We start from the raw sequence: 21,614 nt of genomic DNA, 5'->3' as shown, positions 1-21,614 counted from the left end.
CGAGAGAGTTTAGAAATCAGGGAGTTTAATTTGTGAAACGGATGTATAAAATCATACTGGGATGCCTTTCAATTGTCTTGATTTTACTAATTGTTGTTGCGCTTTTTCAATTAAATCAGGTAAATAAAACAAGACAACAGGTTACTGCGGTAAGAAAAGAAATCAGGGCAATTAAGAAAGACATAGAAAAACAGGAAAAAGAGCAGAAGAAGGCAGAAATTCTGCAAAAAGAAACAAAAGATGCAGAGCAGAAAGAAGAAGCGGATACCGATACAAAAGCGGAAGAATCAGAAGAGCCTGCAGAATCTGTAGAAACGCAGGAAGAAGCGCAGAAAGAAGCAAAAGAACCGGAAGCTGGGGAAGAGCAGAAGAATCAGGAAACGGATGCCAATTCACAGGTGCCAGAGACCGGTAATGGAAAGAAAATCGCAATTGACCCAGGACATCAGGGTTACAATGTAGATATGAGTGCACAAGAGCCAATGGGTCCAGGTTCAAGCGAAATGAAAGCAAAGGCAACGACAGGAACACAGGGAAGTTTTACCGGTGTTCCCGAGTATGAGCTGAATTTAAACATTTCAAAACAGCTTCGTGAAGAACTTAAAAACCGTGGGTATGAAGTGATGCTGACAAGAGAGGACAATGATACTGCAATCAGTAATAAGGAACGTGCAGAACTTGCAACACAGTATGGAGCAGATATTTATGTGAGAATCCATGCAAATGGAAGTGATGACAGCAGTGTCAACGGGGCATTTACGATGATTCCGTCTGCACAGAATCCTTATGTCGGAGCACTGCATGATAAGAGCTATGCACTTGGAGAAGCGGTCATTAATGCCTATTGTGAATCCTGCAAAATTAAAAACAGCGGAGTACAGATTTTTGACAATATGACAGGAATTAACTGGAGTACTGTGCCGGTTATTATTCTGGAAATGGGATTTATGTCAAATGAAAGTGATGATACAAATATGGAAAATCCGGATTTTCAGAAATTAATGGTACAGGGCATTGCAAACGGTATTGATGCTTATTTTGCAGCAGGAAATTGAGAAAGAGAAATACAATAAGGAACAAATAAAAAATGGAAAAAAAGAAAAAGACAAAGGTAATTGCAGGAATCGTTGTTTTAGCGGTTTTGATTTTAGCGGTTCTTTGTGTGAACGTATATCTGAAAGAAAAACAGAATACTCAGAATACAAAATATACAGAAGCACAGGAAGAAAAGAAACAATTAGAAGAGAAGCAGAAAGCACTGAAAGAAAAGCAGGCAGAAGCAGAAAATGCCGAAAATACAACGCAGGAGCAACAGGATTCAGATGAAGCCGGAGAGCCTGTAGATGAAACAGAAGAAGATGCGGATTCTGAGGAAAGTCTTACAGAAGAACAGCTTGCAGAAGAAGATGCTCCTGATTTGGAAGCAATTCGTGCGTCAGTGGAAGAAAAACTGCAAGGTACAGATGAATTTGGAGAGGCATGGCAGATTTATGTGTATCGTTTGAAAGATGGCGCAAGAGCATCTCTTGGTCAGGGAAGATTGACAGCGGCAAGTTTAATCAAACTTTATATTATGGGCGCAGTTTATTCTTCTTATGATAATATCGCTGCTGCAAATGGACAGGAGCAGGTAGATAAGCTGTTAAATGCGATGATTACAGTCAGTGATAATGATTCTGCAAATACACTGGTTGGAATGTTGGGAAATGGTGATAATGCAGCAGGTCAGGAAGCAGTCAATACTTATTGTAAAAATAATGGTTACACCGATACTTCCATGGGAAGAATGTTGCTTGAAAAAGCTTCTGCGAACGAAAATTATACGTCCGCAAGAGATTGTAGTGTGTTTTTGAAAAATATTTATGAAAATAAATTAGAACATTCTGAGGATATGTTGAATTTATTAAAACAGCAGACCCGAACAGAAAAAATACCAAAAGGTATTCCATCTGGAGTAGAAACGGCGAATAAAACCGGAGAATTAGACCATGTAGAAAATGATGCAGCGATTGTATTTGATGGAGAAAATCCATACATTATCTGTGTGATGGCAGATAATTTAAGTGATACGACGGAAGCGAGACAGCGAATTGTTGACATTTCTTCGGTTGTTTATGAGAATATTTCAAAATAAAAAGAGCAGACAAAAAGGATATCGAAGTCAATAAGTTTTGGCTAAGATATCCTTTTTTGCTGGTTTGTTTTGAACAAGAAATTATTTTTGGCAGATTATTTTCTGTAAATTATTTTCTGCGGAAGCGGTTCAGGCAGGCATAAATTTCCTGTTTTCGTGGCATGGCAAGTCCGCAGGAAAGATAAGAGGTACTGTTGATGCCGGAGAAGCCTTTTGTTTCGAGAATAGAAATCAATTTTTTAGCAACTTCATCCAAAGTAAGCTGATTGTCAATCAAAGATTCACAGGCAAAACGGAGCATAGATGCAAGCGCTGATGTCTGTTCAAAATCTGCAAGCTGTTCCACATATCGTAAATCAACGGTTTCTTTTCCAATCGAAAAGGTATATCGGTCGTGTGTTTTTACTTTTAAACCTCTATCTGCATGAGAAGCATGAGGATTTCTTGAAGTTTTTGTTTGAAAATCCGGTGTGCTCATGATTCGGTAACTGTCAGGCTGATGAAATTCTGTGGCAGAAGTTTTCGGAAGCGGATTTTCTTTGCACAGTACTTTTGTAGAAGCCGTAATATCGATTGCCTTATAGCAGTCCATTTGAATAATAGTGTCTGCGATATGAAAGAAAGCACCACTGCTTCCGGCTACAAGAATGGTGGAGATTCCTGCTTTTTCATATAAATCTCTGGCACGTTCTAAAAAAGGAGTAATTGGCTCTTTACTTCGACCGATGACTTTTTGCATAAAAGAGTCACGAACCATGAAATTAGTTGCAGAAGTGTCCTCATCAATAAAGAAAAGAGAACTTCCGGCCTCCATGCTCTCTACAATAGCAGCCGCCTGAGAAGTACTACCACTGGCGTCACAGGTAGAAAAACAATGAGTATCTTTTTTATTTGGTAAATCGTTAATAAAAAGGGAAATATCCACATCTTTTATGAAACGTCCATCTTCAGCCCTAAGTTTTACGCCATTGTCATCGGAGATTACATATTCTCGACCATCGCCTGCGATATGATTATAGACTCCGCTTTCTAAGGCATTTAATAAAGTGGATTTTCCGTGGTAGCCTCCGCCGACAATTAAAGTAATTCCTTCTTTGATGCCGAGTCCTCGAATCGTTCCTTTGTGTGGAAGCGTAAGTTCAATGGCAAGAGAATCCGGAGCAAAAAACGGAATACTTTCTTTTAAAGGTTTATCGGAAACACCACTTTGTCTTGGAAGAATAGAAGCATCGGCGACAAAGGCAGTAAGATGAAGGCGTTTCAGTTCTTTACGTAGAAAATACTGGTCCTCAGCGAGAAAATAAACCTGTTCTACCACTTTAGTGTTCTGATTGCGGTAGAAAAATGCTTTTTCTACACAGACTGGAAGAAAATCAAAAAAGATTTTTTCTAATTCTATAGAATTGATACGTCTGCCGTTTGCGGGAAATCCAACAAAGAAACGTGCAATGATAGAATTTTTTGTGATTTGGCAGGCACTTCGCTCTAAAATCTCCTGACCGCAGTGTGTGACAGAAATCAGACCGCTTTTTCCAGAACCTTTTGCACGGAAACTATAGCGGTTTACCTGCTGTTCAAACTGGCGGGTAAGATAGTCCTGCAGTGCAATGCGGGTGTAGGATTTTTGATAGTAATCAGCAGGGAATCCGGCAGTTTTTAGCGGAATCTCAACGCTGATACTGGATGGAGAGGCAAATGGGTCTCCCTGAACATGGTCAATGTATAAAAGATAGTTTGGAAATTGATAAGTGCCACGTAATTCTTTATAAGCAGGATAGCCTTTTTGATGAATTGCGTGGAGTTTGGTCTGTAAGTCATTTGAAGTTTTTGGCATAGTAAAAAACCCCTTTCAAAATTATAAAAATCTAGGATTACTATAGCGAAAATACAGAGAAATCGCAAGTTTCGCAAAAAATAAAAAAATTTCAAAAAAAGGGTTGACTTTTTGGAATATGTACATTATAATAGGTTTTGTTGTTGAGGCAATACAAAATAAATAAGAAATATGTGCGTTTAGCTCAGCTGGATAGAGCGTTTGGCTACGGACCAAAAGGTCGGGGGTTCGAATCCTCTAACGCACGCTAGTAAAAAAGTAGACAGGGTATAAAAACCCTGTCTATTTTTTTACTCGAGTCCGGGTCGGACTCGAACGGGTTCGTTCTCCGCTCCGCTCCGGTCGTTGCTAAGCGCATGCCACAGGCATGCAGCAACCTCTAACGCACGAAAGCAAAGGGGAACGTTATCTCTGATTTGTTTTTGCTTAGATTTGAGTGGACTCGAACGGGTTCGTTCTCCGCTCCGCTTCGGTCGTTGCTAAGCGCATGCCACAGGCATGCAGCAACCTCTAACGCACGAAAGTAAAGGGGAAGAGTGTACAAAAAAACGGTCTACTTTTTTACACTTGCAGAACATGTAATCTGTTGATATAATACAAGTTAATTGTTTAAAGTGGTAAAATCAAGGAGAAAAGAAAAATGGAAAATAAAAGGTTGTTTGATTATAATATTTTTTTGATTGGATTTATGGGATGTGGAAAGTCTACGATAGCGGGATATTTGCATGATACATTTTCCATGGATGTGGTTGAGATGGATGATATTATTGCAAAACGAGAGGGCATGAGTATTTCAGATATCTTTGAAACTCATGGAGAGCAGTATTTCCGTGATTTGGAGACAAATCTTTTAGTTGAAATGCAGAATAAGTCTAATGTAGTGATTTCGTGTGGCGGTGGTACTCCAATGCGTGAAAATAATGTGCTTGAGATGAAGAAGAATGGACGTGTCGTGCTTCTTACTGCACAACCGGAAACTGTTTTGCAGAGAGTAAAAGACAATCATGACCGGCCATTGCTTGAAAATAATAAGAATGTATCATTTATTGCAGACTTGATGGCGAAACGAAGTGAGAAGTATGAGGCAGCAGCAGATATCATTATACAGACAGATGGAAAAAATGAGCAGGAAATCTGTGAGGAAATGATTCAGAGACTTCGTGCGATGGATGAAAGTAGATAGAAAGCAGGTGGCTGTAGTTACAAGCAGCCACCTTATATTTTACAGGCTTTTATGAAGGATATCCAATACTTGTTTAAGCTCATTTACTGGAATCTGTCCTGGGGCAGAAGCTTTTGTGGCAGCTCCAAATGTGAGGGCAGAGCCAAAGGCTTCACCGGCAAGACGGCTGATGACACCTGTTCCAGCCATTGACATGGTAATAATCGGACGGTCGGCGTAAGACTCAGTCATTTCAAGAGTTGCATCAAGGAGCATAAGCACATCACGTCTGCAGGTTGGCATGACTGCAATTTTTGGAATATCAGCGCCAAGTTCCTGCATTTTACAAAGACGGCGGATTAATTCTTCTTTTTCAGGAGTTTTATCAAAATCGTGATTGGAAGAAACTACTTTTACATTAAAATCGTGAGCTTTTGAGATGATGTTCGTCACAATTTCGTCTCCTGTAAAAGCTTCTACGTCAATCAAATCAACAAAGCCGCTTTTGGCAACTGCGAGATTAAGGTTTTGATAAGCTTCATTTGAGATGGCTTTTTCTCCCCCTTCTTTTGCCGTGCGGAAGGTAAAAAGAATTGGTGTGTCTTTTAAGACAGTGTTTAATTCTTTCGCGGTTTCGAGTACTTTATCGGTATCAAAAACATCTTCGTACCAGTCTGCACGCCATTCTACAACGTCAATCGGAAATTCGGCAAAAGAACCTGCTTCCGTGAGAATTTCTTCTTTGGTTTGTCCAACAATCGGGACACAGATTTTCGGGCGTCCCTCTCCGATAATAACATTTCTTACTTGAACTGTTTTCATAGCTAAAATCCTTTCCTATATTCAATTATTATTGATTCTACGGTTCAGAGTTCAAATGCAGCAGAACCTTGAAACATCTTCTGGATTGTGAAAAATTTTTCTATAAGTTAGCATAATTAGTTAGAGCAGGTTTGTCAATTATAAAAAAGATTCTCGCAGAGCGTTTTTAATTTTTTACGATGAGTTTTTTATGAACGCAGATAAGCATTCCCCCGCTTCAAGTGCGCAGAGCACTAAGCGGCGGGTGAGGGGGATGCTTCTGTCAGTGGAAGTTGAAAGCTCCTACTGACAGATCGCAAAGCGACTGCGTTCATGAGCAAGTAGCGAAGCGGATTGCGAATGTCCGCTTTACACAAGAAAAGAAAAAGTCCGGATGGAATTTAATTCCGTCCGGATTTTTTGACTAAATGAAACAAACTTTGTGGAATCCCGAATCCAAAGATGATTCCAAGTACAATTGCACCTGCAACTTCAAAGGTTTCAATTCCTTTGGAAGAAGAAAATGCCCGGTCATTGGTAAATAGATAGTAGGCAGTGTAAAAGATTCCAGCTCCAGGCACAAGAGGAAAGATACCGGTTAAAAGATAGACGGTAACAGGAGTGGAGCGGATGACTGCAAAGATTCGTGCCAAAATCGTAAGGCAGAAAGTTGCAATCAGGGATGGGACAACTACGCCCATGCCAAGCTGGACTAAAATGTAGTAGAGAATCCATCCAAATGCGCCGCTAAAACCGCAGTAAAGCAGTTCTTTTTTTGGTGCGGAAAAAAGGACTGCAAAGGAAAATGTAGCAAAGCCTGCTACAATAAATTGAATGATAAATTCTATAATAGATTCTATAATAGATTCCATAGCTTAGAGTCCTCCGAAATAATTCATAATGACGAATGGCAGACAGGCGCCGACTGCAATACAGATAGCGGTAATTAAGGCGTCAAGCAGATGAATTGTACCCGAAAGATAATCTGCATTATAAATGTCACGGATTGCAGTGGTAAATGCAATTCCAGGGACAAGAGGCATAATTGCTCCGATGATGATTTTATCCTGTAATAGATTCAGATTGGTCAGCATACAGAGCATTGCGAGTAAAGTGACAAACAGGCTTGCAAAAATGTTTGTGATAATCTTTGAAAATTTATATTTTTTCAGTGCAAATAAAAGGAGCTGTTCTAAAATACCGATGCCAAATGTAAAAAGAGAATCAAGGGCACTTCCTCCAAATAAGTAACAGAATCCGGCACTTCCGAGTCCGCAGAAAAAGACCAGAAGGGAATTAGGATAATTGGGAAGGTTCTGACAGCGTTCCAGTTCCTCCCAGGAATCAATCAAAGAAATCTTATGTTCGCAGATATCTCTGGCAAGTTGATTTAAAGCAGAGATTTTTCCAAGATTTACCGAACCAAGCGGAACATGGCGTACAATACTGCAGGCATCTTCCTGATTTTCATTGGCACTTGCAAAGATTCCGTTGGAAATGACATAGACGTCAAATTCTTTTACTTCATAAGATTTTAAAATGTGGACAACGGTATCTTCCACACGATAAATTTCTGCCCCATTTCTAAGCATACTGTCACCGATTTCAACAGCCAGGGTCAGTATTTCGTTTGTATAAACCATAATAAACCTCGTTATTTCTTGAAATTATTATTTAAGAGAATTATATCACATCATTTTATTTTGATGGAATAAAATGAGACTTGTGATATAATAAAGAATCATAGGTTGTATGTTAAGAAAAACAAAACCTGTCTTGAAATTATAACAAAAGATATTTTATAATAAAGCGAATTATCTACAAGAACAAAGAAGGAGAATGAAAAGGAAAATGCTTAAGGGAAAGACGGTTTTATTAGGTGTAACAGGCAGTATCGCCGCATATAAGATTGCATATCTGGCAAGTGCTTTAAAGAAACTGCACGCAGATGTTCATGTATTAATGACGAAAAATGCTACGAATTTTATCAATCCGATTACTTTTGAAAGTCTGACCGGAAATAAGTGTCTGGTAGATACCTTTGACCGGAATTTCCAGTTTCAGGTAGAGCATGTTTCGATTGCAAAAAAAGCAGATGTGGTTATGATTGCACCGGCAAGTGCCAATGTGATTGGCAAGCTGGCACACGGAATTGCGGATGATATGCTGACTACTACAGTTATGGCATGTAAATGCAAGAAAATCATTTCACCGGCGATGAACGTCAATATGTTTGAAAATCCGATTGTGCAGGATAATCTTAAGATTTTAGAGCACTATGGATACGAAGTGATTCAGCCGGCATCGGGATATCTTGCCTGTGGAGATACAGGGACAGGAAAAATGCCGGAACCACAGACTTTGCTTGCTTATATAGAAAAAGAAATTGCCTGCGAAAAAGATTTAAAAGGAAAGAAAATTTTGGTGACAGCAGGTCCGACACAGGAGGCGATTGACCCTGTAAGATATATTACCAATCATTCATCTGGAAAGATGGGGTATTCGGTTGCAAAAGCAGCAATGCTTCGTGGTGCAGATGTTACACTGGTGAGTGGACGTACTGCAATTGAGCCACCGATGTTTGTAAAAGTTGTACCGATTGTGACTGCAAAAGAGATGTTTGACGCAGTGACTTCGGTGAGCGATGAACAGGATATTATTATTAAGGCAGCAGCGGTTGCAGATTACCGTCCGGCTGTTGTAAGTTCTGAAAAAGTAAAGAAGAAAGATGGAGAAATGTCGATTGCGTTGGAGCGCACGGATGACATTTTAAAATATCTGGGAGAACATAAAAAAGAAAATCAGTTTTTATGTGGATTTTCAATGGAAACCCAGAACATGGTGAGTAATTCCAGAGCCAAACTTGAGAAAAAGAACCTGGATATGATTGCAGCCAATAATGTAAAAGAAAAAGGTGCAGGATTTCAGGGGGATACCAATGTATTGACTCTGATTACACAGGAGGAGGAAACGCCACTTCAGCTTATGAGCAAGGAGGATGCAGCCAATCAGCTCCTGGATAAAATTCTTATGCTGACTTCTAATCAAAATTAATTCTAAATAAAAGAAAAAGGTTAAAAGATTAAAAATTAAAAAAAAGAGGTCAGAGTAACCACAACACCGTATTGTATCCGCAAAAGGCGGAACGAGAACAAGGAGGAAAAATGAAAACAAAAAAATTTACCACAACACAACTTGCCATTCTGGGTCTGATGACAGCTATCTTATTGATTATGGCATACACGCCGCTTGGATACTTAAACATTGGACCACTTGCGATTTCATTCAATGTGATTCCGGTTGCTATCTGTGCAATTGTGTTAGGACCGATGGGTGGGGCAATTGCAGGAGCTATCTTTGGATTGACAAGCTTTGGGCAGTGTCTTGGAATTGGCGGAGTCAGTGCAATGGGAGCAATGCTGCTTAGTATTAATCCATTTCTGGCATTCATTCAGAGATTTATTCCACGTCTTTTCGATGGAATCTGTCTGGGATATATTTACAAAGCGATGAGAAAGAGAACAAATGCTTATGTTTCCTGTGCAGTAACCGGATTCTTTTCTGCATTTTTAAACACTTTATTCTTTATGACTCTTTTAGTAGGGCTGTTTGGAAATACCGAGTATGTAAAAGGCTTGATGGGTGGAAGAAACATCATTATCGGATGCTGTATGATGGTTGGAGTCAATGCAGTTTGCGAAATGCTTTCTTCAACATTGATTACTGGTGCGGTAGGAGCAGCACTTTCAAAAGCACGTCTGCTTCCGGTAGAACAAAAAGGGAAACGTAAGTAGATTATAGAATCATAGGAGAAAAAAGATGATTTTAGCAATTGATATTGGAAACACAAATATTGTAGTAGGCTGTATTGATGAGAATGAGATTTATTTTACAGAACGTCTGTCCACAGTAAGAACAAAGACAGAACTGGAGTATGCAGTTGATTTAAAAACAATTCTGGATATCTATCACATTAAGAAAACAGAGATTGAAGGCTGTATTATCTCTTCTGTTGTGCCACAGATTACAAATATTGCAAAACTTGCAGTTGAAAAAATCTTAAAAAAGAAAGTTATGGTGCTCGGACCTGGGATTAAGACCGGTTTAAATATTCTGATGGACAATCCAGGGCAGCTTGGAGCAGATTTGGTAGCTGATGCAGTAGCAGCAAGTAATAATTATCCGGCACCGTTGATTGTAATTGATATGGGAACAGCGACAACCGTATCTGTATTAAATGACAAGAAACAGTACATCGGAGGAATGATTCTTCCGGGAGTCGGTTTGTCTTTGGATGCCCTGACCTCAAGGGCTTCCCAGCTTGGCGGAATTGGGATTGAAGCTCCGAAACATCTGATTGGAAAAAATACAACCGAATGTATGAAAAGTGGTATCATTTACAGTAGTGCAGCATCCTTAGATGGAATTGTAGAACGGATTGAAGAAGAACTTGGAACAGAAGCGACCGTGGTTGCAACAGGCGGACTTGCGAAAAAGATTATTCCTTATTGTAAGAAAAAGATTACCCTTGATGAAGAACTGTTATTAAAAGGACTGCTGATTATTTACGAGAAAAATAATAAATAAAAAAAGAAAACACTATTAACGAAAGCAGTTTTTATGAGGAAAAATATATGGACCATTTTGAATTAGTATCAGAGTACAAACCAACCGGTGACCAGCCGCAGGCTATCAAGGAGCTGGTAGCAGGATTTAAAGAGGGGAATCAGTGTGAGACTCTTCTTGGTGTAACTGGTTCGGGTAAGACATTTACGATGGCAAATGTCATTGCGCAGTTAAATAAGCCAACTTTGATTATTGCACATAACAAAACGCTTGCTGCACAGCTTTATGGGGAGTTTAAGGAGTTTTTTCCGAATAATGCAGTGGAATATTTTGTCTCCTAGGACAAGATGGTCACAAAATGGGTGCTATTATGTGGGGAGTGGGTGGTTGAACATCCAGATGTTGTGGATGTGGTAGTGTTAGAAGAATAGGTGAAAAGCGGGTGGATGAAGAGGTTTTGTGACTTTTTATCGCCTGCTTTTTTGATATATTTGGAAATGTGATGTTATGTTTGTAGAGTGAAAATAAAGAAGTATAAAAAGATGTCTAATCTTTGAAAAAATATTGCAAAGGTTGAGGAGAATTGTAATAACATGATTATAAAAAGTATGGTAAAAAGAGAATAATAAATTTTTTAATTGGATAAAACCAGGATATATGGTATATTCAAGATATAAATATACTTATGGAGGAAGAAATGGCAAAAGTAATTACGTTTATAAATATGAAGGGCGGCGTTGGGAAAACAACACTTGCTGTAAATGTTGCATATACACTTGCTAAAATTGAAAAGAAAAAAGTATTAGTTATTGATATGGATCCACAAATGAATGCAACACAGTATACTTTGAATGAGTCGCAGATGGATGAAATACTAAAGGATAGAAATAAATCGGTATATGGATGTTTGTCACCAGAATATCAGTCAAATTCTGTGTTAAATGGGGGGACAGTAGATAAAATAGAAAAATGGATATTTAATGTCGATAATACATTTGATATTATTCCTTCAAGTTTACATATAATGACCTTGAATTTGTCGGCAAGTCCGTATAAATTAAGACAATATATTCAGGAAAATTTGGATGAAAAATACGATGTTATAATAATAGATTGTCCGCCTACAATATCAGAATATACAAAAGTCTCTCTGTTGGCATCAGATATGTATTTAGTTCCGATGAAAGCAGATCCGTTATCTGTATTTGGTCTGCCAATATTGGAAAATTATGTAAAAGATACAATACAAAAAGATTTTCAACATGAAATAGAATTTGTTGGTATAGTATTAAATATGGTAATACCAGGAAGACTTTTATATAAGAAAAACAAACCAATAATCAAAAAAAAGTGGAAATCTAAATTATTTCAAAATGAATTAAAGCAAAGCGAAGAGATAGTAAAGGGATTAGATCCGGAATTATCTGATGAGAAATATATTTTAAATATGACGGATTATATTATTGTTGATGAAATAAAAAATATTACAAAACAATTAGTACAGAAAGGTAGATTATAAATTATGAAAAAGGAAACGAAAGAATCATTGTATTCGTTGTTAGATTTAATGGATTTATTGGGAAATATAGACTTCCTGAAAATAGATATAGATAAGACTAATAGAATTAGAAAAGATGTATTGGATGTAATAGGCGATAAGTCCGAAATGGAAATATTAGATACAACATCACAGGATTTATTAGGTGTATTACCAATGATTCTGTTAGACAATAAAAAATTTGTATCAGTTAAAGAAATTTTAAATTTTGCGGAAAAATGCTTAAATATTGATGTGAAACCTTATTGGTTAAGGCGTTCTAGGGCAGAAGTTGTTGGAATTATTATAAACGAAGTGTATAACCAAAGTCCGGAACAGTTTAATAAATTTTTAAAAACATGGAACGAATTTAACAATAAAAATAATATAAATGAAGTAAATGAAAATGCTACTGAAAGTAAAGGATTTATTGAAGCGTGGTTTCATTTTTTTGATGAGTATAAGGAAAAAAATTAATGAAAGTATATACGTATGAATTAGAAGAAGAATTTGAAACAATAGCAGAGTTTATAGAAAAAAAGTATAAAATATGTATAAAGTCTAAGGAACAATTAGTAAATTTTACAAAGCACGCCTTATTATTTATGATGTCATTAAAAATATGGAAAAAGCATTTGGTATTATATTTTAAAAATCTCTCGAAAATTGAAATGTATTTTGAGGAAATGTTATCAAATATCATTCATATTATAATATTAGGTAATATTGATATGAAGATGCCTGCTTTAATTATGCTACGAAGAACACAAGAAATTATATTGACATATTTATATTATGCGGAGCATCCTGTTGAATATTATAAAAAAGAGTCGGATGATCGTACGAGACCAATAAATGGGTTTAATGAATTAAAAGATTATATAAAAAATTATCCGTATTCAATGAAATATAAAATATCAGATCAAGAAATGCAAGAATTTGTAAGTGAAATTATTGATCAGTGGGGAATGCAATATAGGGAGTTATCCAATTACGTTCATGGGACAAATAGTAACTTTTTCCAAAACACACAATATATTGATGAATTTAAATTTGTGAAGAAAGATGTTAATTTCTTGACTAAACAAATAGAAATTCTTTCTAGCATAGTAAATTCACTTTTAATTGTTTTTTATTTTGAAGATTATATTAAATTTGAAGAATATGCAGAAAAAACATTAATTCGTAATGCTATCTCTAATAAATTTGATTATAAAAAGAAAATAGTAAGCATTTTGAAAGAGATATAGAAAATGGATAGCCGATTGATTCAAAATTAAGAATCAGTCGGTTTTTTCATGCTCATTTTTATACATAGCCAGTGCCGCAAAAAGGATTGGCTATTAAATTTTTTCGAGGAAGGAGGAAACCATATGACCAAATGTAAAGTAATCGCCCTTGCAAATCAGAAGGGAGGAACAGCCAAGACCACAACTACATTAAATTTGGGAATTGGTCTTGCACATCAGGGGCGAAAAGTATTATTGGTCGATGCTGATCCACAGGGAGATTTAACAACCGCATTAGGGTGGATGAATGCAGACAGTTTTCCGATTACATTGGAAACACAAATGAAGAAGATATTACAAGACGAACCGTTTGTGTATAATGAAGGCATTTTGCACCATGAAGAAGGAGTAGACATTATTCCAACTAACATTGAATTATCGGGCATGGAAATCTCACTGGTAAATGCCATGAGCAGAGAGCAGACTTTAAAGCTGTATCTGGCAGATTTGAAAAAGGATTATGATTATATCCTGATTGATTGTATGCCTAGTCTGGGAATGTTGACCATCAATGCATTAGCTGCAGCAGACAGTGTAATTGTTCCGGTGCAGGCTCATTATCTTCCACTAAAAGGTATGACACAGTTAATGAAAACAATCGGTAAGGTGCAAAGACAGCTAAATTCTAATCTGAAGATTGATGGAGTCTTACTGACGCTTGCAGATATGAGGACAAAACTTGCAAGAACAACAGAGGATAGCCTTAGAGAAAATTACGGAAAACATATCCGAATTTTTAAAACGGTTATTCCAGTGGCTATCACAGCGGCAGAAAGCAGTGCAGCAGGACAGAGCATTTATGAGTATGACAAGAATGGAACTGTTGCAAAGGCGTATGCAGAATTTACGAGGGAGGTGATTCATTGTGGCGAAAAACAGAGAAATAAACATGAATCTTCCTTCAGTAGATGACCTTTTTACAACGCAGGAAGAAAGAGACCAGAAGAATCAGGAGTATGTAAAAGATATTTCTATTTATGAAATTACAGATTTCCCGAATCATCCGTTTAAGGTAAAAATGGATGATAAGATGTTGGAAACAATTGAGAGTGTCCGTGATCATGGTGTATTGGTGCCTGCACTTGTCAGGGAGAAACCAACGGGCGGGTATGAAATGATTTCCGGACACCGTAGAAAAATGGCGAGTGAACTGGCAGGATTTGAGAATATGCCTTGTATAGTAAGGAATCTCAGCGATGATGAAGCAGTCATTGTCATGGTTGACAGCAATCTTCAAAGAGAAGAAATCTTACCATCAGAAAAAGCATTTGCTTATAAAATGAAATTAGAAGCAATGAGCAGGCAGGGAAAACGATTAGATATTACTTGTGCACCAGAGGAGCACAAGTTAAAAGGAGTAAAATCAAGAGATATTCTTGCAGAACAAAGTGGAGAAAGTCGAGAAACAATCCGCCGCTATATCCGCCTTACGGAGCTTATACCGGAAATCCTAGAAATGGTCGATGACAAAAAGATTTCTATGCGTCCGGCGGTAGAACTGTCTTATTTGCCGAAAGAGGAACAGGCGATATTATACGACACCATGGAGTCGGAGGCTTGTACCCCAAGTCATGCACAGGCAATTAAAATCCGCAAATTTTCAGCAGAGGGCAGGTTGAATGAAGATGTTTTACTGTCGATTATGTCAGAAGAGAAGCCAAATCAGGTAGAGCAGTGGAAAATCCCGAAGAATCGACTGAAAAAGTATTTTCCATCGGGAACTACACAGCAGAAAATGGAAGAAACCATTATCAAAGCACTGGAATTATACCGGAAACGGGAAAAAAGCAGGGAACGCTAGGTATTTTGACACCAAGGGAGAAGTCTATCCGTTGGTGGTCAATGAGAAATCAGTTTTTTCATGTTTTCCCCTCCCCACACCCTACCCTTTTGGTTTACCAGCAGATTACCAGCCGAAAAGACAATAAGGAGCCGGGAACATTTTCTCTTTCGGCAGGTCAGAGATTCCCACACCCTGCATGACAGCAGGGAATAAACAGCACAAAGCAACAACAGGCGTTCCAGACGGACGTCTTTTTTATTGGATTGAAAAGAAAGGAATTGTAGAAAATGAAGAATATATGGAAACGAGTGTGTACAGGGATTCTTGCCCTGACCACAATTTTAACTGCATTACCGATCACATCGGTTCGGGCAGCGGAAACACAGTATTGGACGGAATCCTCAGAGAGAGTCGGATATATTGAACATGTGATGAATGATGGAACCATTCATTCTACATTCAATGAAGGTCACATGCGAGTAGAGGGCGAAACCGCCTATTGTGTAGATATTAACACCGGATTCAAAAATGGGTATAAAACTAGACACGATGCAAGTGCTAGCATGAGTGCTGCACAGATCGAAGATGTGGCATTGTCACTGGAGTATGTAAAGCAGTATAGAGGCAGTCATAGTAACCTGAATGCAAATCAGGGATATCTGCTGGAACAGTGTGTAGTATGGCAGAGACTCAGTGAACAGTTGGGCTGGAAGTGCGATAATGTCAGAGCTGCATATTCTGAGATTTCACAGGATATTCAGAATGAAGTGTATGCAGGAGCGAGAGCATTTGTACAAGCAAACAAAGGTCGCTATAAATGTGGCGGATATATCTATACTGGTGAAGGACAGGATCTTGGACAGTTTTGGGCAGAACTGAATGTCGGAAATGCGAAGGTAAAAAAGACAACTGCAAATAAGATTGTCACAAATGGAAATGTGATGTATTCCATTGTTGGAGCAACCTTTGGCATATTTTTAGACCAGAATTGTAGTAATCAGATTGGAACACTTACAACAAATGAAAATGGCGATACGAATGAAGTTGAAGTGACTGCAGGGACTGTTTATATCAAAGAGCTTTCTGCACCGAAAGGATATAAGCTGGATACGACAGTACACAGTCTGAAGGTTGAAGCCGGAAAAAAAGCCGTATTAAATGTTTCCGATGTTCCGAAAGTGACAGAGACACTGGTAGACCTGTTCAAGATTGATATGGAGACAGGAAAAGCAACTGCACAGGGTGATGCTGCATTGGCAGGAGCAGAGTTTACCTGGCATTATTATGACGGACTTTATACAAAAGACAATTTACCAGAGAAAGCAACACGTACCTGGGTTACAAAGACGGTAGCTGAAAAAGACAGTAATGGAAATATTCATTATGTGACAAAACTGGCAGATGCTTACAAAGTATCCGGAGATGCATTTTACACCCAGAATGAAAAAAGCGTATTACCACTTGGAACACTGACTGTTGAAGAGACCAAAGCACCAGACGGATATTTACTTGACGGAGCTTATATGAAGGCAGGGGACAACACAGAGCAGATAAAAGGAATATATCTGACACAGATTACAGAGGACGGAGAACTTGCAGTTCTTTCCGGAAGCAATCAGTATTCCGTATCTGATCAGGTAATCCGAGGTGGTGTGAAGATTCAGAAACGTGATTTAGAGACAAAAGACACTAAGGCACAGGGAAGTGCCACATTAAAAGATGCAGCATTTGCAATTATTTCTTTGAATGAAAATTCGGTTCTGGTAGAAGGAAAGCTATACAAAAAGAACGAGACAGTTAAGACGATTCAGACAGGGATTGACGGAATTGCAACAACGACGGCAGATTTACTTCCGTATGGTAAATACAAACTGGAAGAAACCAAAGCACCGGAAGGTTATCTGACTGACGGGGCAAAAGCGATTGAATTTTCGATTACGGAAAATGGAAAAATCGTAGATTTAACAGACGAAAGCCATTCCATTTACAACCAGATTAAACGTGGAGATTTAGAAGGAGTAAAGATTGGAGCAGGTACACATAAGAGGTTTGCAAATGTTCCTTTTAAGATTACAAGTAAAACAACCGGAGAGAGCCATATCGTAGTGACAGATAAGAACGGTCAGTTTTCAACTGCTTCCAATTGGGCATCTCATAAGAGAAATACAAATGCCGGGAAATCCAGTGAGGACGGAATCTGGTTCGGAACTTCTGAGCCGGATGACAGTAAAGGTGCATTACTTTATGACACTTATGAGATTGAGGAGTTAGCTTGTGAATCCAACAAAGGTATGAAATTGATTCCAGCATTTGAAGTTGTTGTCAGCAGAAATAAAGTAACAATCGACCTTGGAACACTGACCGATGAGTATGAAAAAGAGATTACTATTCATACAACAGCAACGGATAAAGAAACGGGCGAAAAAATAATTGTTGCAGGAAAGAAAGTAACGATTGTAGATACGGTTACGCTTGACGGTCTGGAAGAAGGCAGAAAGTACCAGTTAAAAGGCTGGCAGATGCTGAAAGAGGAAAATGCAGAACTGCTCATTGATGGAAAGCGTGTGGAGAGTGATTACACTTTTGTTGCTGACAGCGAGAAAATGAAAGTAGAGATTTCTTATACGTTTGATGCATCAGAACTTGGTGGACAGAATCTGGTTACATTTGAAGAATTATATGACCTGAAGAATCCGGAAGAACCTGTAAAAGTTGTAGAGCATAAGGATATTGATGATGAAGGTCAGACAGTCTTGATTACGGAGCGAAAGATTTCGATTCATACCACAGCAACTGATAAGAATGGCAAGAAGGAGATGGAAGCCGGAAAAGATCTGACGATCATGGATACGGTTACTTTAGAAGGACTGGAAATTGGTACGAACTACAAGTTGTCTGGTTGGCAGATGATTAAGGAAGAAAATGCAAAGCTGCTCATTGATGGCAAAGAAGTTACCAATGATTATGAATTTACAGCGGACAAGGAAAACATGGAAGTGCAAATTGAGTTTACTTTCGATGGCAGCACTCTTGGAGGAAAGCAGCTTGTAACCTTTGAAGAACTGTATGATATGACAAATCCGGAAGAATCGAAAAAGGTAACAGAGCATAAGGACATCAACGATGAAGGTCAGACTGTAACCATCAAAGAAGTACCGGAAACACCAACCTCAGAGACACCGGGTACTACTACAAAGACCAGTAACCCTCCGAAAACAGGGGATACGGAAAATGCAGCTTTATGGATAGCCATTCTGGTATTGTCAGCAGCCGGAATCACCGGAGTTCGTATCTGGAATAAAAAGAAACAGGTTAAGAGATTAGGAATTGAAGAAAAGAAAGAAGAGGAGGAGTAAAACAAAGGGCGGCGATAAGCTGCCCTTTGATGATGAAATGGGAAAAAATCAGAAAGCAGTAAAAGTATTACAGCGTTTATTTGATGCTGGGTATGGAACGGAAAAAGAGATTGTCAATATGACGATGGATGAGATGCTTGCTTTGCCGAGAGTGAATGTAGCAGATTTGTGTATTATCAGTGAGTTACAGAAAAGCATTAAGACAAACAAAGTGATAAGCTATTTGTCAGGAAAAACAGAAGCAAGGGAAGAAACGAAAGGAGCAGATTATGGTGGAACAACCTAAATATTTGGAAATGACATTATCACAATTGAAATCATATGTGGAATCTTCAGATAGTAATGTCCTTCTGGTTGTAGAATTTCCAAAAGGAGATCAGAACAATGGAGAATGAATTGGAAGTTGTGAATATCCGTCTGGTAAGAGAACCATCTCTTTATAGTGAGCAGATATTGGATAGTCCACAGGCTGTTGTAGAATTGATGGCGAAGGAGTTATCCCAATATGACAGAGAAGTATTTTGTATCCTGAATATGAAAAATAATGGACAGGTAATCAATATGAATCTGGTCAGTGTTGGGACAATCAATGCATCTTTGGTAATTCCCAGAGAAGTTTTTAAGAGCAGTATTCTGGCAAATGCTTCTGCAATCATTGGACTTCATAATCATCCCAGTGGTAATGTGAAACCATCAAAAGAGGATATGATTGTTACGAGAAAGCTGCAGAAGTGCGGACAGCTATTGGGGATAGAATTGCTGGATCATATCATTGTCGGTGGAACTAATGGAAAGATGCTCAGCTTCCGAGAAGAAAAGATGTTGAATGTGACAGGAAGGATGGATTGGGAGAGATAGAAGAAAAAAGAATTAGAAGTTTTTATTTATTGTAATATTTCATGTAGCGGCATTAGCAAAATAGTGTCGCTACAAAAAGCTGACTTATACATTGATATTATATGCATAACTCAAAATAAAATTGTTAAAAATAGAAAAAGTAACAATATATAACGAAAAAATCTCTAAATAAGAAAATTTGCATTGACTGAGAGAAGAGTAAAACATATAATAAAGGTGGAGGTGTATAAGAATGTTAGTAAAAGTAAGTGTTGAAAATTTTAAATCTTTTGATAAAGCAGCAGAGCTGACAATGATTTCATCAAATAAAATACGAACAAATGCAAATCACAGGTTAAAGATAAAAAGTACCCAGTTATTAAAATATGCAGTAGTTTATGGAGCAAATGCATCTGGAAAGACTAATCTGGCATTGTTCTTTAAATTTTTTAAAGATAGTGTCTGCAATGGCATTCCGATAGAAGCTACACAGATGTTTTGTAAGAATCGGCAGGAGAATAAGGAACGAGAAAGTAGTTTTGAAATTCAGATTACTGTAGGTGACAAATTTTATGCCTATGGTTTTTCCGCAGTTTTAAGCAGACGAAAAGTAACCGGAGAATGGTTATATGAATTATATCAGAATGGTTCAGCAAAATGTCTCTTTGAACGAGAAGGAAGTAAACGTCCGGTGTTAAATGATGGCATTACGCTGACAAACACAGAAAAAAATAAATTTGAAACCTATGCAGATGATTTTGAAGGAAATGAAACATCTTTGTTCCTGACAGAAATGAATCGGGGGAAAAAATATAGCACACGATCTAAATTGTTGTTCTTCCGGGATGTATACGACTGGATTCAGAATCATATTTCGATCATCACACCGGATACGCCATTGATTGATCTGGAATATTATTATGATGATAATTCGCTGAAGCTGATTAACAAATTGATCAAAACATTTGATACGGGTATCAGCCAGGTAAAAATTGAAGAAATTACATTGGATGAGTTATCAAATGCATTGCCAAAATCAGTATTTGATAAGATGATGCAGCATGTAAAAAATAGAATGGAAGAGCAGGAAGAACCATCATTCAGAATGACGATGAGGTCGAAGGAAACTTTCTTTAATATCGAAGTTGAAGGACATTCTGAACCGAAGGTCACAACAATCCGGTTGCAGCATAAAAAGTCATTTTATGAGTTCGGTTTTGATGAAGAGTCTGATGGAACAAGAAGATTATTCGATTTGATGGATATGCTGTTGAATAAACGAGAAGATGTTCTTTATGTTGTGGATGAATTGGAGAGAAGCTTACATCCGAAGCTGACAGAACGATTTTTGCAATTGTTTATGCAGCTACATGATGAGCAGCGTATGCAGCTATTGTTCACTACACATGAATCATCCATTATGGATCAGGCTATTTTTAGAAGGGATGAAATCTGGTTTGTAGAACGTAACGCAGAAAATGCAAGCTCTATTTATTCCTTAGATCGTTTTAAGGAGAGGTATGATAAAGTGTTGAGCAAGGCATATCTGGAAGGCAGGTATGGTGCGATACCAGTATTTTCAACATTTGACTTTAGAGAGGAGGAGTAGCCTTGGCTCCAGTAAGAAGTTATACGAATTGGAATAGTAGAACTACAGATGAAGAAGAACAGATTGAGCCTTATCGTAAGTACTTTTTCATATGTGAGGGTGCAAATACTGAAACATGGTATTTCAAAAAGTTAATTGATATCCGAAAAGAGTTAAATATTCATCCATTGATCGATATCCGGTTACTTGAAAAAACAGAGGGAGACAGGGACATTTCATTTCCAAGACGTTTGATTGAATTTGCAGAAAATCAGAAAGAAAATCCAGAAATAGCGTTTGATAAAGAACGGGATAAGATGATTGTTGTATTTGATGGAGACATTTTTGAAGAGAAGGTACTTGATTATGATGAATTGGTAGCTGAAGGTGAAAAGAAGAATATATTAGCGGTTAGTAATCCGGCATTTGAATTATTTCTGTTGTTACATTATGAAAATTCATACGAAGATGATATTGAGCCAAATGCTGAACAGATTATCCAAAATGAAAAAGATGGACATCAGACATTTATCTATAAGTTGTTACTTGCCAGAACAGGAATCAATCCGAAGAAAAATGCTGCGATTGGAGAACTGGCGAAAAATATAGAGATTGCTATTGAACAGGAAAAGAAAATCAATGAGGATATTCATCAGTGTAAGGGACAGATTACGTGTAATATAGGTCGGATTATTGATGAGATTCGGAAGGATGATGGAAGATAAGT

At 37.8% G+C, this 21,614-nt stretch carries 19 protein-coding genes, 1 tRNA gene and 2 pseudogenes; 18 read left to right on the top strand and 4 right to left on the bottom strand.

Annotation, left to right across the window (positions count from 1 at the left end; translation table 11 throughout):
* The first annotated feature begins 41 nt into the window (after window positions 1–41).
* Window positions 42–1,055 carry an N-acetylmuramoyl-L-alanine amidase gene (locus tag ACYQ2D_RS07350; protein ID WP_187558346.1) on the top strand — a complete coding sequence of 338 codons (1,014 nt, stop codon included), beginning with the start codon at window positions 42–44 and terminating at the stop codon, window positions 1,053–1,055.
* A 32-nt stretch (window positions 1,056–1,087) separates the two neighbouring features.
* Window positions 1,088–2,134, top strand: a complete 1,047-nt coding sequence (locus ACYQ2D_RS07345) for a serine hydrolase (protein ID WP_117457925.1) — start codon at window positions 1,088–1,090, stop codon at window positions 2,132–2,134.
* Window positions 2,135–2,243: 109 nt separating this feature from the next.
* Here ACYQ2D_RS07345 and ACYQ2D_RS07340 read toward each other — a convergent pair whose 3' ends face one another.
* The gene (locus ACYQ2D_RS07340) at window positions 2,244–3,968 is read right to left on the bottom strand and encodes an ABC-ATPase domain-containing protein (RefSeq protein ID WP_187558311.1); all 1,725 of its coding nucleotides are present in this window, start codon (window positions 3,966–3,968) and stop codon (window positions 2,244–2,246) included.
* Window positions 3,969–4,141: 173 nt separating this feature from the next.
* Between ACYQ2D_RS07340 and ACYQ2D_RS07335 the strand changes: the two genes are divergently transcribed.
* Window positions 4,142–4,215, top strand: a tRNA-Arg gene (locus ACYQ2D_RS07335).
* Between the two features lie 405 nt (window positions 4,216–4,620).
* Window positions 4,621–5,151 (top strand): annotated as a pseudogene (locus ACYQ2D_RS07330) (shikimate kinase); the annotation flags it as partial.
* 39 nt (window positions 5,152–5,190) lie between these two features.
* Here ACYQ2D_RS07330 and aroD read toward each other — a convergent pair.
* The 3 genes from aroD to ACYQ2D_RS07315 form a co-directional block, all read right to left on the bottom strand.
* The gene (aroD, locus tag ACYQ2D_RS07325) at window positions 5,191–5,952 is read right to left on the bottom strand and encodes a type I 3-dehydroquinate dehydratase (protein ID WP_117457922.1); all 762 of its coding nucleotides are present in this window, start codon (window positions 5,950–5,952) and stop codon (window positions 5,191–5,193) included.
* A 380-nt stretch (window positions 5,953–6,332) separates the two neighbouring features.
* Complete coding sequence (locus ACYQ2D_RS07320; protein ID WP_117457929.1) at window positions 6,333–6,779, bottom strand: threonine/serine exporter family protein; 447 nt, start codon at window positions 6,777–6,779, stop codon at window positions 6,333–6,335.
* Between the two features lie 27 nt (window positions 6,780–6,806).
* Window positions 6,807–7,574: a threonine/serine exporter family protein gene (locus ACYQ2D_RS07315; RefSeq protein WP_117457921.1), complete on the bottom strand. Its 768-nt coding sequence runs from the start codon at window positions 7,572–7,574 to the stop codon at window positions 6,807–6,809.
* A gap of 208 nt (window positions 7,575–7,782) precedes the next feature.
* On the opposite strand from ACYQ2D_RS07315, the gene coaBC reads away from it, so the two are divergent.
* The 14 genes and pseudogenes from coaBC (at window position 7,783) to ACYQ2D_RS07245 (ending at window position 21,612) form a co-directional block, all read left to right on the top strand.
* A complete protein-coding gene (gene coaBC, locus ACYQ2D_RS07310) occupies window positions 7,783–8,985 on the top strand; it encodes a bifunctional phosphopantothenoylcysteine decarboxylase/phosphopantothenate--cysteine ligase CoaBC (RefSeq protein ID WP_459785317.1) in 1,203 nt (400 codons plus the stop codon).
* A gap of 110 nt (window positions 8,986–9,095) precedes the next feature.
* Window positions 9,096–9,725, top strand: a complete 630-nt coding sequence (locus ACYQ2D_RS07305; protein ID WP_117457919.1) for an ECF transporter S component — start codon at window positions 9,096–9,098, stop codon at window positions 9,723–9,725.
* Window positions 9,726–9,750: 25 nt separating this feature from the next.
* Window positions 9,751–10,518, top strand: coding sequence for a type III pantothenate kinase (locus ACYQ2D_RS07300; RefSeq protein WP_022304744.1), 768 nt, complete (start codon window positions 9,751–9,753; stop codon window positions 10,516–10,518).
* Window positions 10,519–10,565: 47 nt separating this feature from the next.
* Window positions 10,566–10,835, top strand: a pseudogene (locus tag ACYQ2D_RS07295) (DEAD/DEAH box helicase family protein); the annotation flags it as partial.
* 359 nt (window positions 10,836–11,194) lie between these two features.
* Window positions 11,195–12,016 carry a ParA family protein gene (locus ACYQ2D_RS07290; RefSeq protein WP_337597786.1) on the top strand — a complete coding sequence of 274 codons (822 nt, stop codon included), beginning with the start codon at window positions 11,195–11,197 and terminating at the stop codon, window positions 12,014–12,016.
* A gap of 3 nt (window positions 12,017–12,019) precedes the next feature.
* Window positions 12,020–12,511: a hypothetical protein gene (locus ACYQ2D_RS07285; RefSeq protein ID WP_117649500.1), complete on the top strand. Its 492-nt coding sequence runs from the start codon at window positions 12,020–12,022 to the stop codon at window positions 12,509–12,511.
* Window positions 12,511–13,284, top strand: a complete 774-nt coding sequence (locus ACYQ2D_RS07280; RefSeq protein WP_337597791.1) for a hypothetical protein — start codon at window positions 12,511–12,513, stop codon at window positions 13,282–13,284. Before ACYQ2D_RS07285 ends, ACYQ2D_RS07280 begins: the two co-directional genes overlap by 1 nt.
* A gap of 123 nt (window positions 13,285–13,407) precedes the next feature.
* Window positions 13,408–14,235 carry a ParA family protein gene (locus tag ACYQ2D_RS07275; protein ID WP_337597794.1) on the top strand — a complete coding sequence of 276 codons (828 nt, stop codon included), beginning with the start codon at window positions 13,408–13,410 and terminating at the stop codon, window positions 14,233–14,235.
* Window positions 14,213–15,124, top strand: coding sequence for a ParB/RepB/Spo0J family partition protein (locus ACYQ2D_RS07270; protein ID WP_459785315.1), 912 nt, complete (start codon window positions 14,213–14,215; stop codon window positions 15,122–15,124). The genes ACYQ2D_RS07275 and ACYQ2D_RS07270 overlap by 23 nt, the downstream gene beginning before the upstream one ends.
* 269 nt (window positions 15,125–15,393) lie before the next feature.
* Window positions 15,394–18,462: a VaFE repeat-containing surface-anchored protein gene (locus ACYQ2D_RS07265; RefSeq protein WP_459785021.1), complete on the top strand. Its 3,069-nt coding sequence runs from the start codon at window positions 15,394–15,396 to the stop codon at window positions 18,460–18,462.
* Entirely contained in the window at window positions 18,434–18,748 is a 315-nt protein-coding gene (locus ACYQ2D_RS07260) for a hypothetical protein (protein WP_337597488.1), read from the top strand. Before ACYQ2D_RS07265 ends, ACYQ2D_RS07260 begins: the two co-directional genes overlap by 29 nt.
* Window positions 18,749–18,846: 98 nt before the next feature.
* Complete coding sequence (locus tag ACYQ2D_RS07255) at window positions 18,847–19,320, top strand: JAB domain-containing protein (protein ID WP_021740723.1); 474 nt, start codon at window positions 18,847–18,849, stop codon at window positions 19,318–19,320.
* A gap of 232 nt (window positions 19,321–19,552) precedes the next feature.
* Window positions 19,553–20,908 (top strand): AAA family ATPase, encoded by a 1,356-nt coding sequence (locus ACYQ2D_RS07250; RefSeq protein ID WP_337597486.1) that lies wholly within the window; start codon window positions 19,553–19,555, stop codon window positions 20,906–20,908.
* A gap of 2 nt (window positions 20,909–20,910) precedes the next feature.
* On the top strand, window positions 20,911–21,612 hold the full coding sequence (locus ACYQ2D_RS07245; RefSeq protein ID WP_024852958.1) for an RloB family protein: 702 nt from the start codon (window positions 20,911–20,913) through the stop codon (window positions 21,610–21,612).
* Window positions 21,613–21,614 lie beyond the last annotated feature (2 nt).

Source organism: Blautia stercoris, assembly GCF_054657695.1.
This window is presented reverse-complemented; position numbering and strand designations above follow the sequence as displayed.

Bases quoted from the DNA above. Each gene is read 5' to 3' on its own strand.
- ACYQ2D_RS07350 (WP_187558346.1), top strand. From the start codon at position 42: ATGTATAAAATCATACTGGGATGCCTTTCAATTGTCTTGATTTTACTA.
- coaBC (WP_459785317.1), top strand. From the start codon at position 7,783: ATGCTTAAGGGAAAGACGGTTTTATTAGGTGTAACAGGCAGTATCGCC.
- ACYQ2D_RS07340 (WP_187558311.1), bottom strand. From the start codon at position 3,968: ATGCCAAAAACTTCAAATGACTTACAGACCAAACTCCACGCAATTCAT.
- ACYQ2D_RS07280 (WP_337597791.1), top strand. From the start codon at position 12,511: ATGAAAGTATATACGTATGAATTAGAAGAAGAATTTGAAACAATAGCA.
- ACYQ2D_RS07255 (WP_021740723.1), top strand. From the start codon at position 18,847: ATGGAGAATGAATTGGAAGTTGTGAATATCCGTCTGGTAAGAGAACCA.
- ACYQ2D_RS07290 (WP_337597786.1), top strand. From the start codon at position 11,195: ATGGCAAAAGTAATTACGTTTATAAATATGAAGGGCGGCGTTGGGAAA.
- ACYQ2D_RS07250 (WP_337597486.1), top strand. From the start codon at position 19,553: ATGTTAGTAAAAGTAAGTGTTGAAAATTTTAAATCTTTTGATAAAGCA.
- ACYQ2D_RS07315 (WP_117457921.1), bottom strand. From the start codon at position 7,574: ATGGTTTATACAAACGAAATACTGACCCTGGCTGTTGAAATCGGTGAC.
- ACYQ2D_RS07300 (WP_022304744.1), top strand. From the start codon at position 9,751: ATGATTTTAGCAATTGATATTGGAAACACAAATATTGTAGTAGGCTGT.
- ACYQ2D_RS07265 (WP_459785021.1), top strand. From the start codon at position 15,394: ATGAAGAATATATGGAAACGAGTGTGTACAGGGATTCTTGCCCTGACC.
- ACYQ2D_RS07270 (WP_459785315.1), top strand. From the start codon at position 14,213: ATGAATCTTCCTTCAGTAGATGACCTTTTTACAACGCAGGAAGAAAGA.
- ACYQ2D_RS07285 (WP_117649500.1), top strand. From the start codon at position 12,020: ATGAAAAAGGAAACGAAAGAATCATTGTATTCGTTGTTAGATTTAATG.
- ACYQ2D_RS07345 (WP_117457925.1), top strand. From the start codon at position 1,088: ATGGAAAAAAAGAAAAAGACAAAGGTAATTGCAGGAATCGTTGTTTTA.
- aroD (WP_117457922.1), bottom strand. From the start codon at position 5,952: ATGAAAACAGTTCAAGTAAGAAATGTTATTATCGGAGAGGGACGCCCG.
- ACYQ2D_RS07305 (WP_117457919.1), top strand. From the start codon at position 9,096: ATGAAAACAAAAAAATTTACCACAACACAACTTGCCATTCTGGGTCTG.
- ACYQ2D_RS07275 (WP_337597794.1), top strand. From the start codon at position 13,408: ATGACCAAATGTAAAGTAATCGCCCTTGCAAATCAGAAGGGAGGAACA.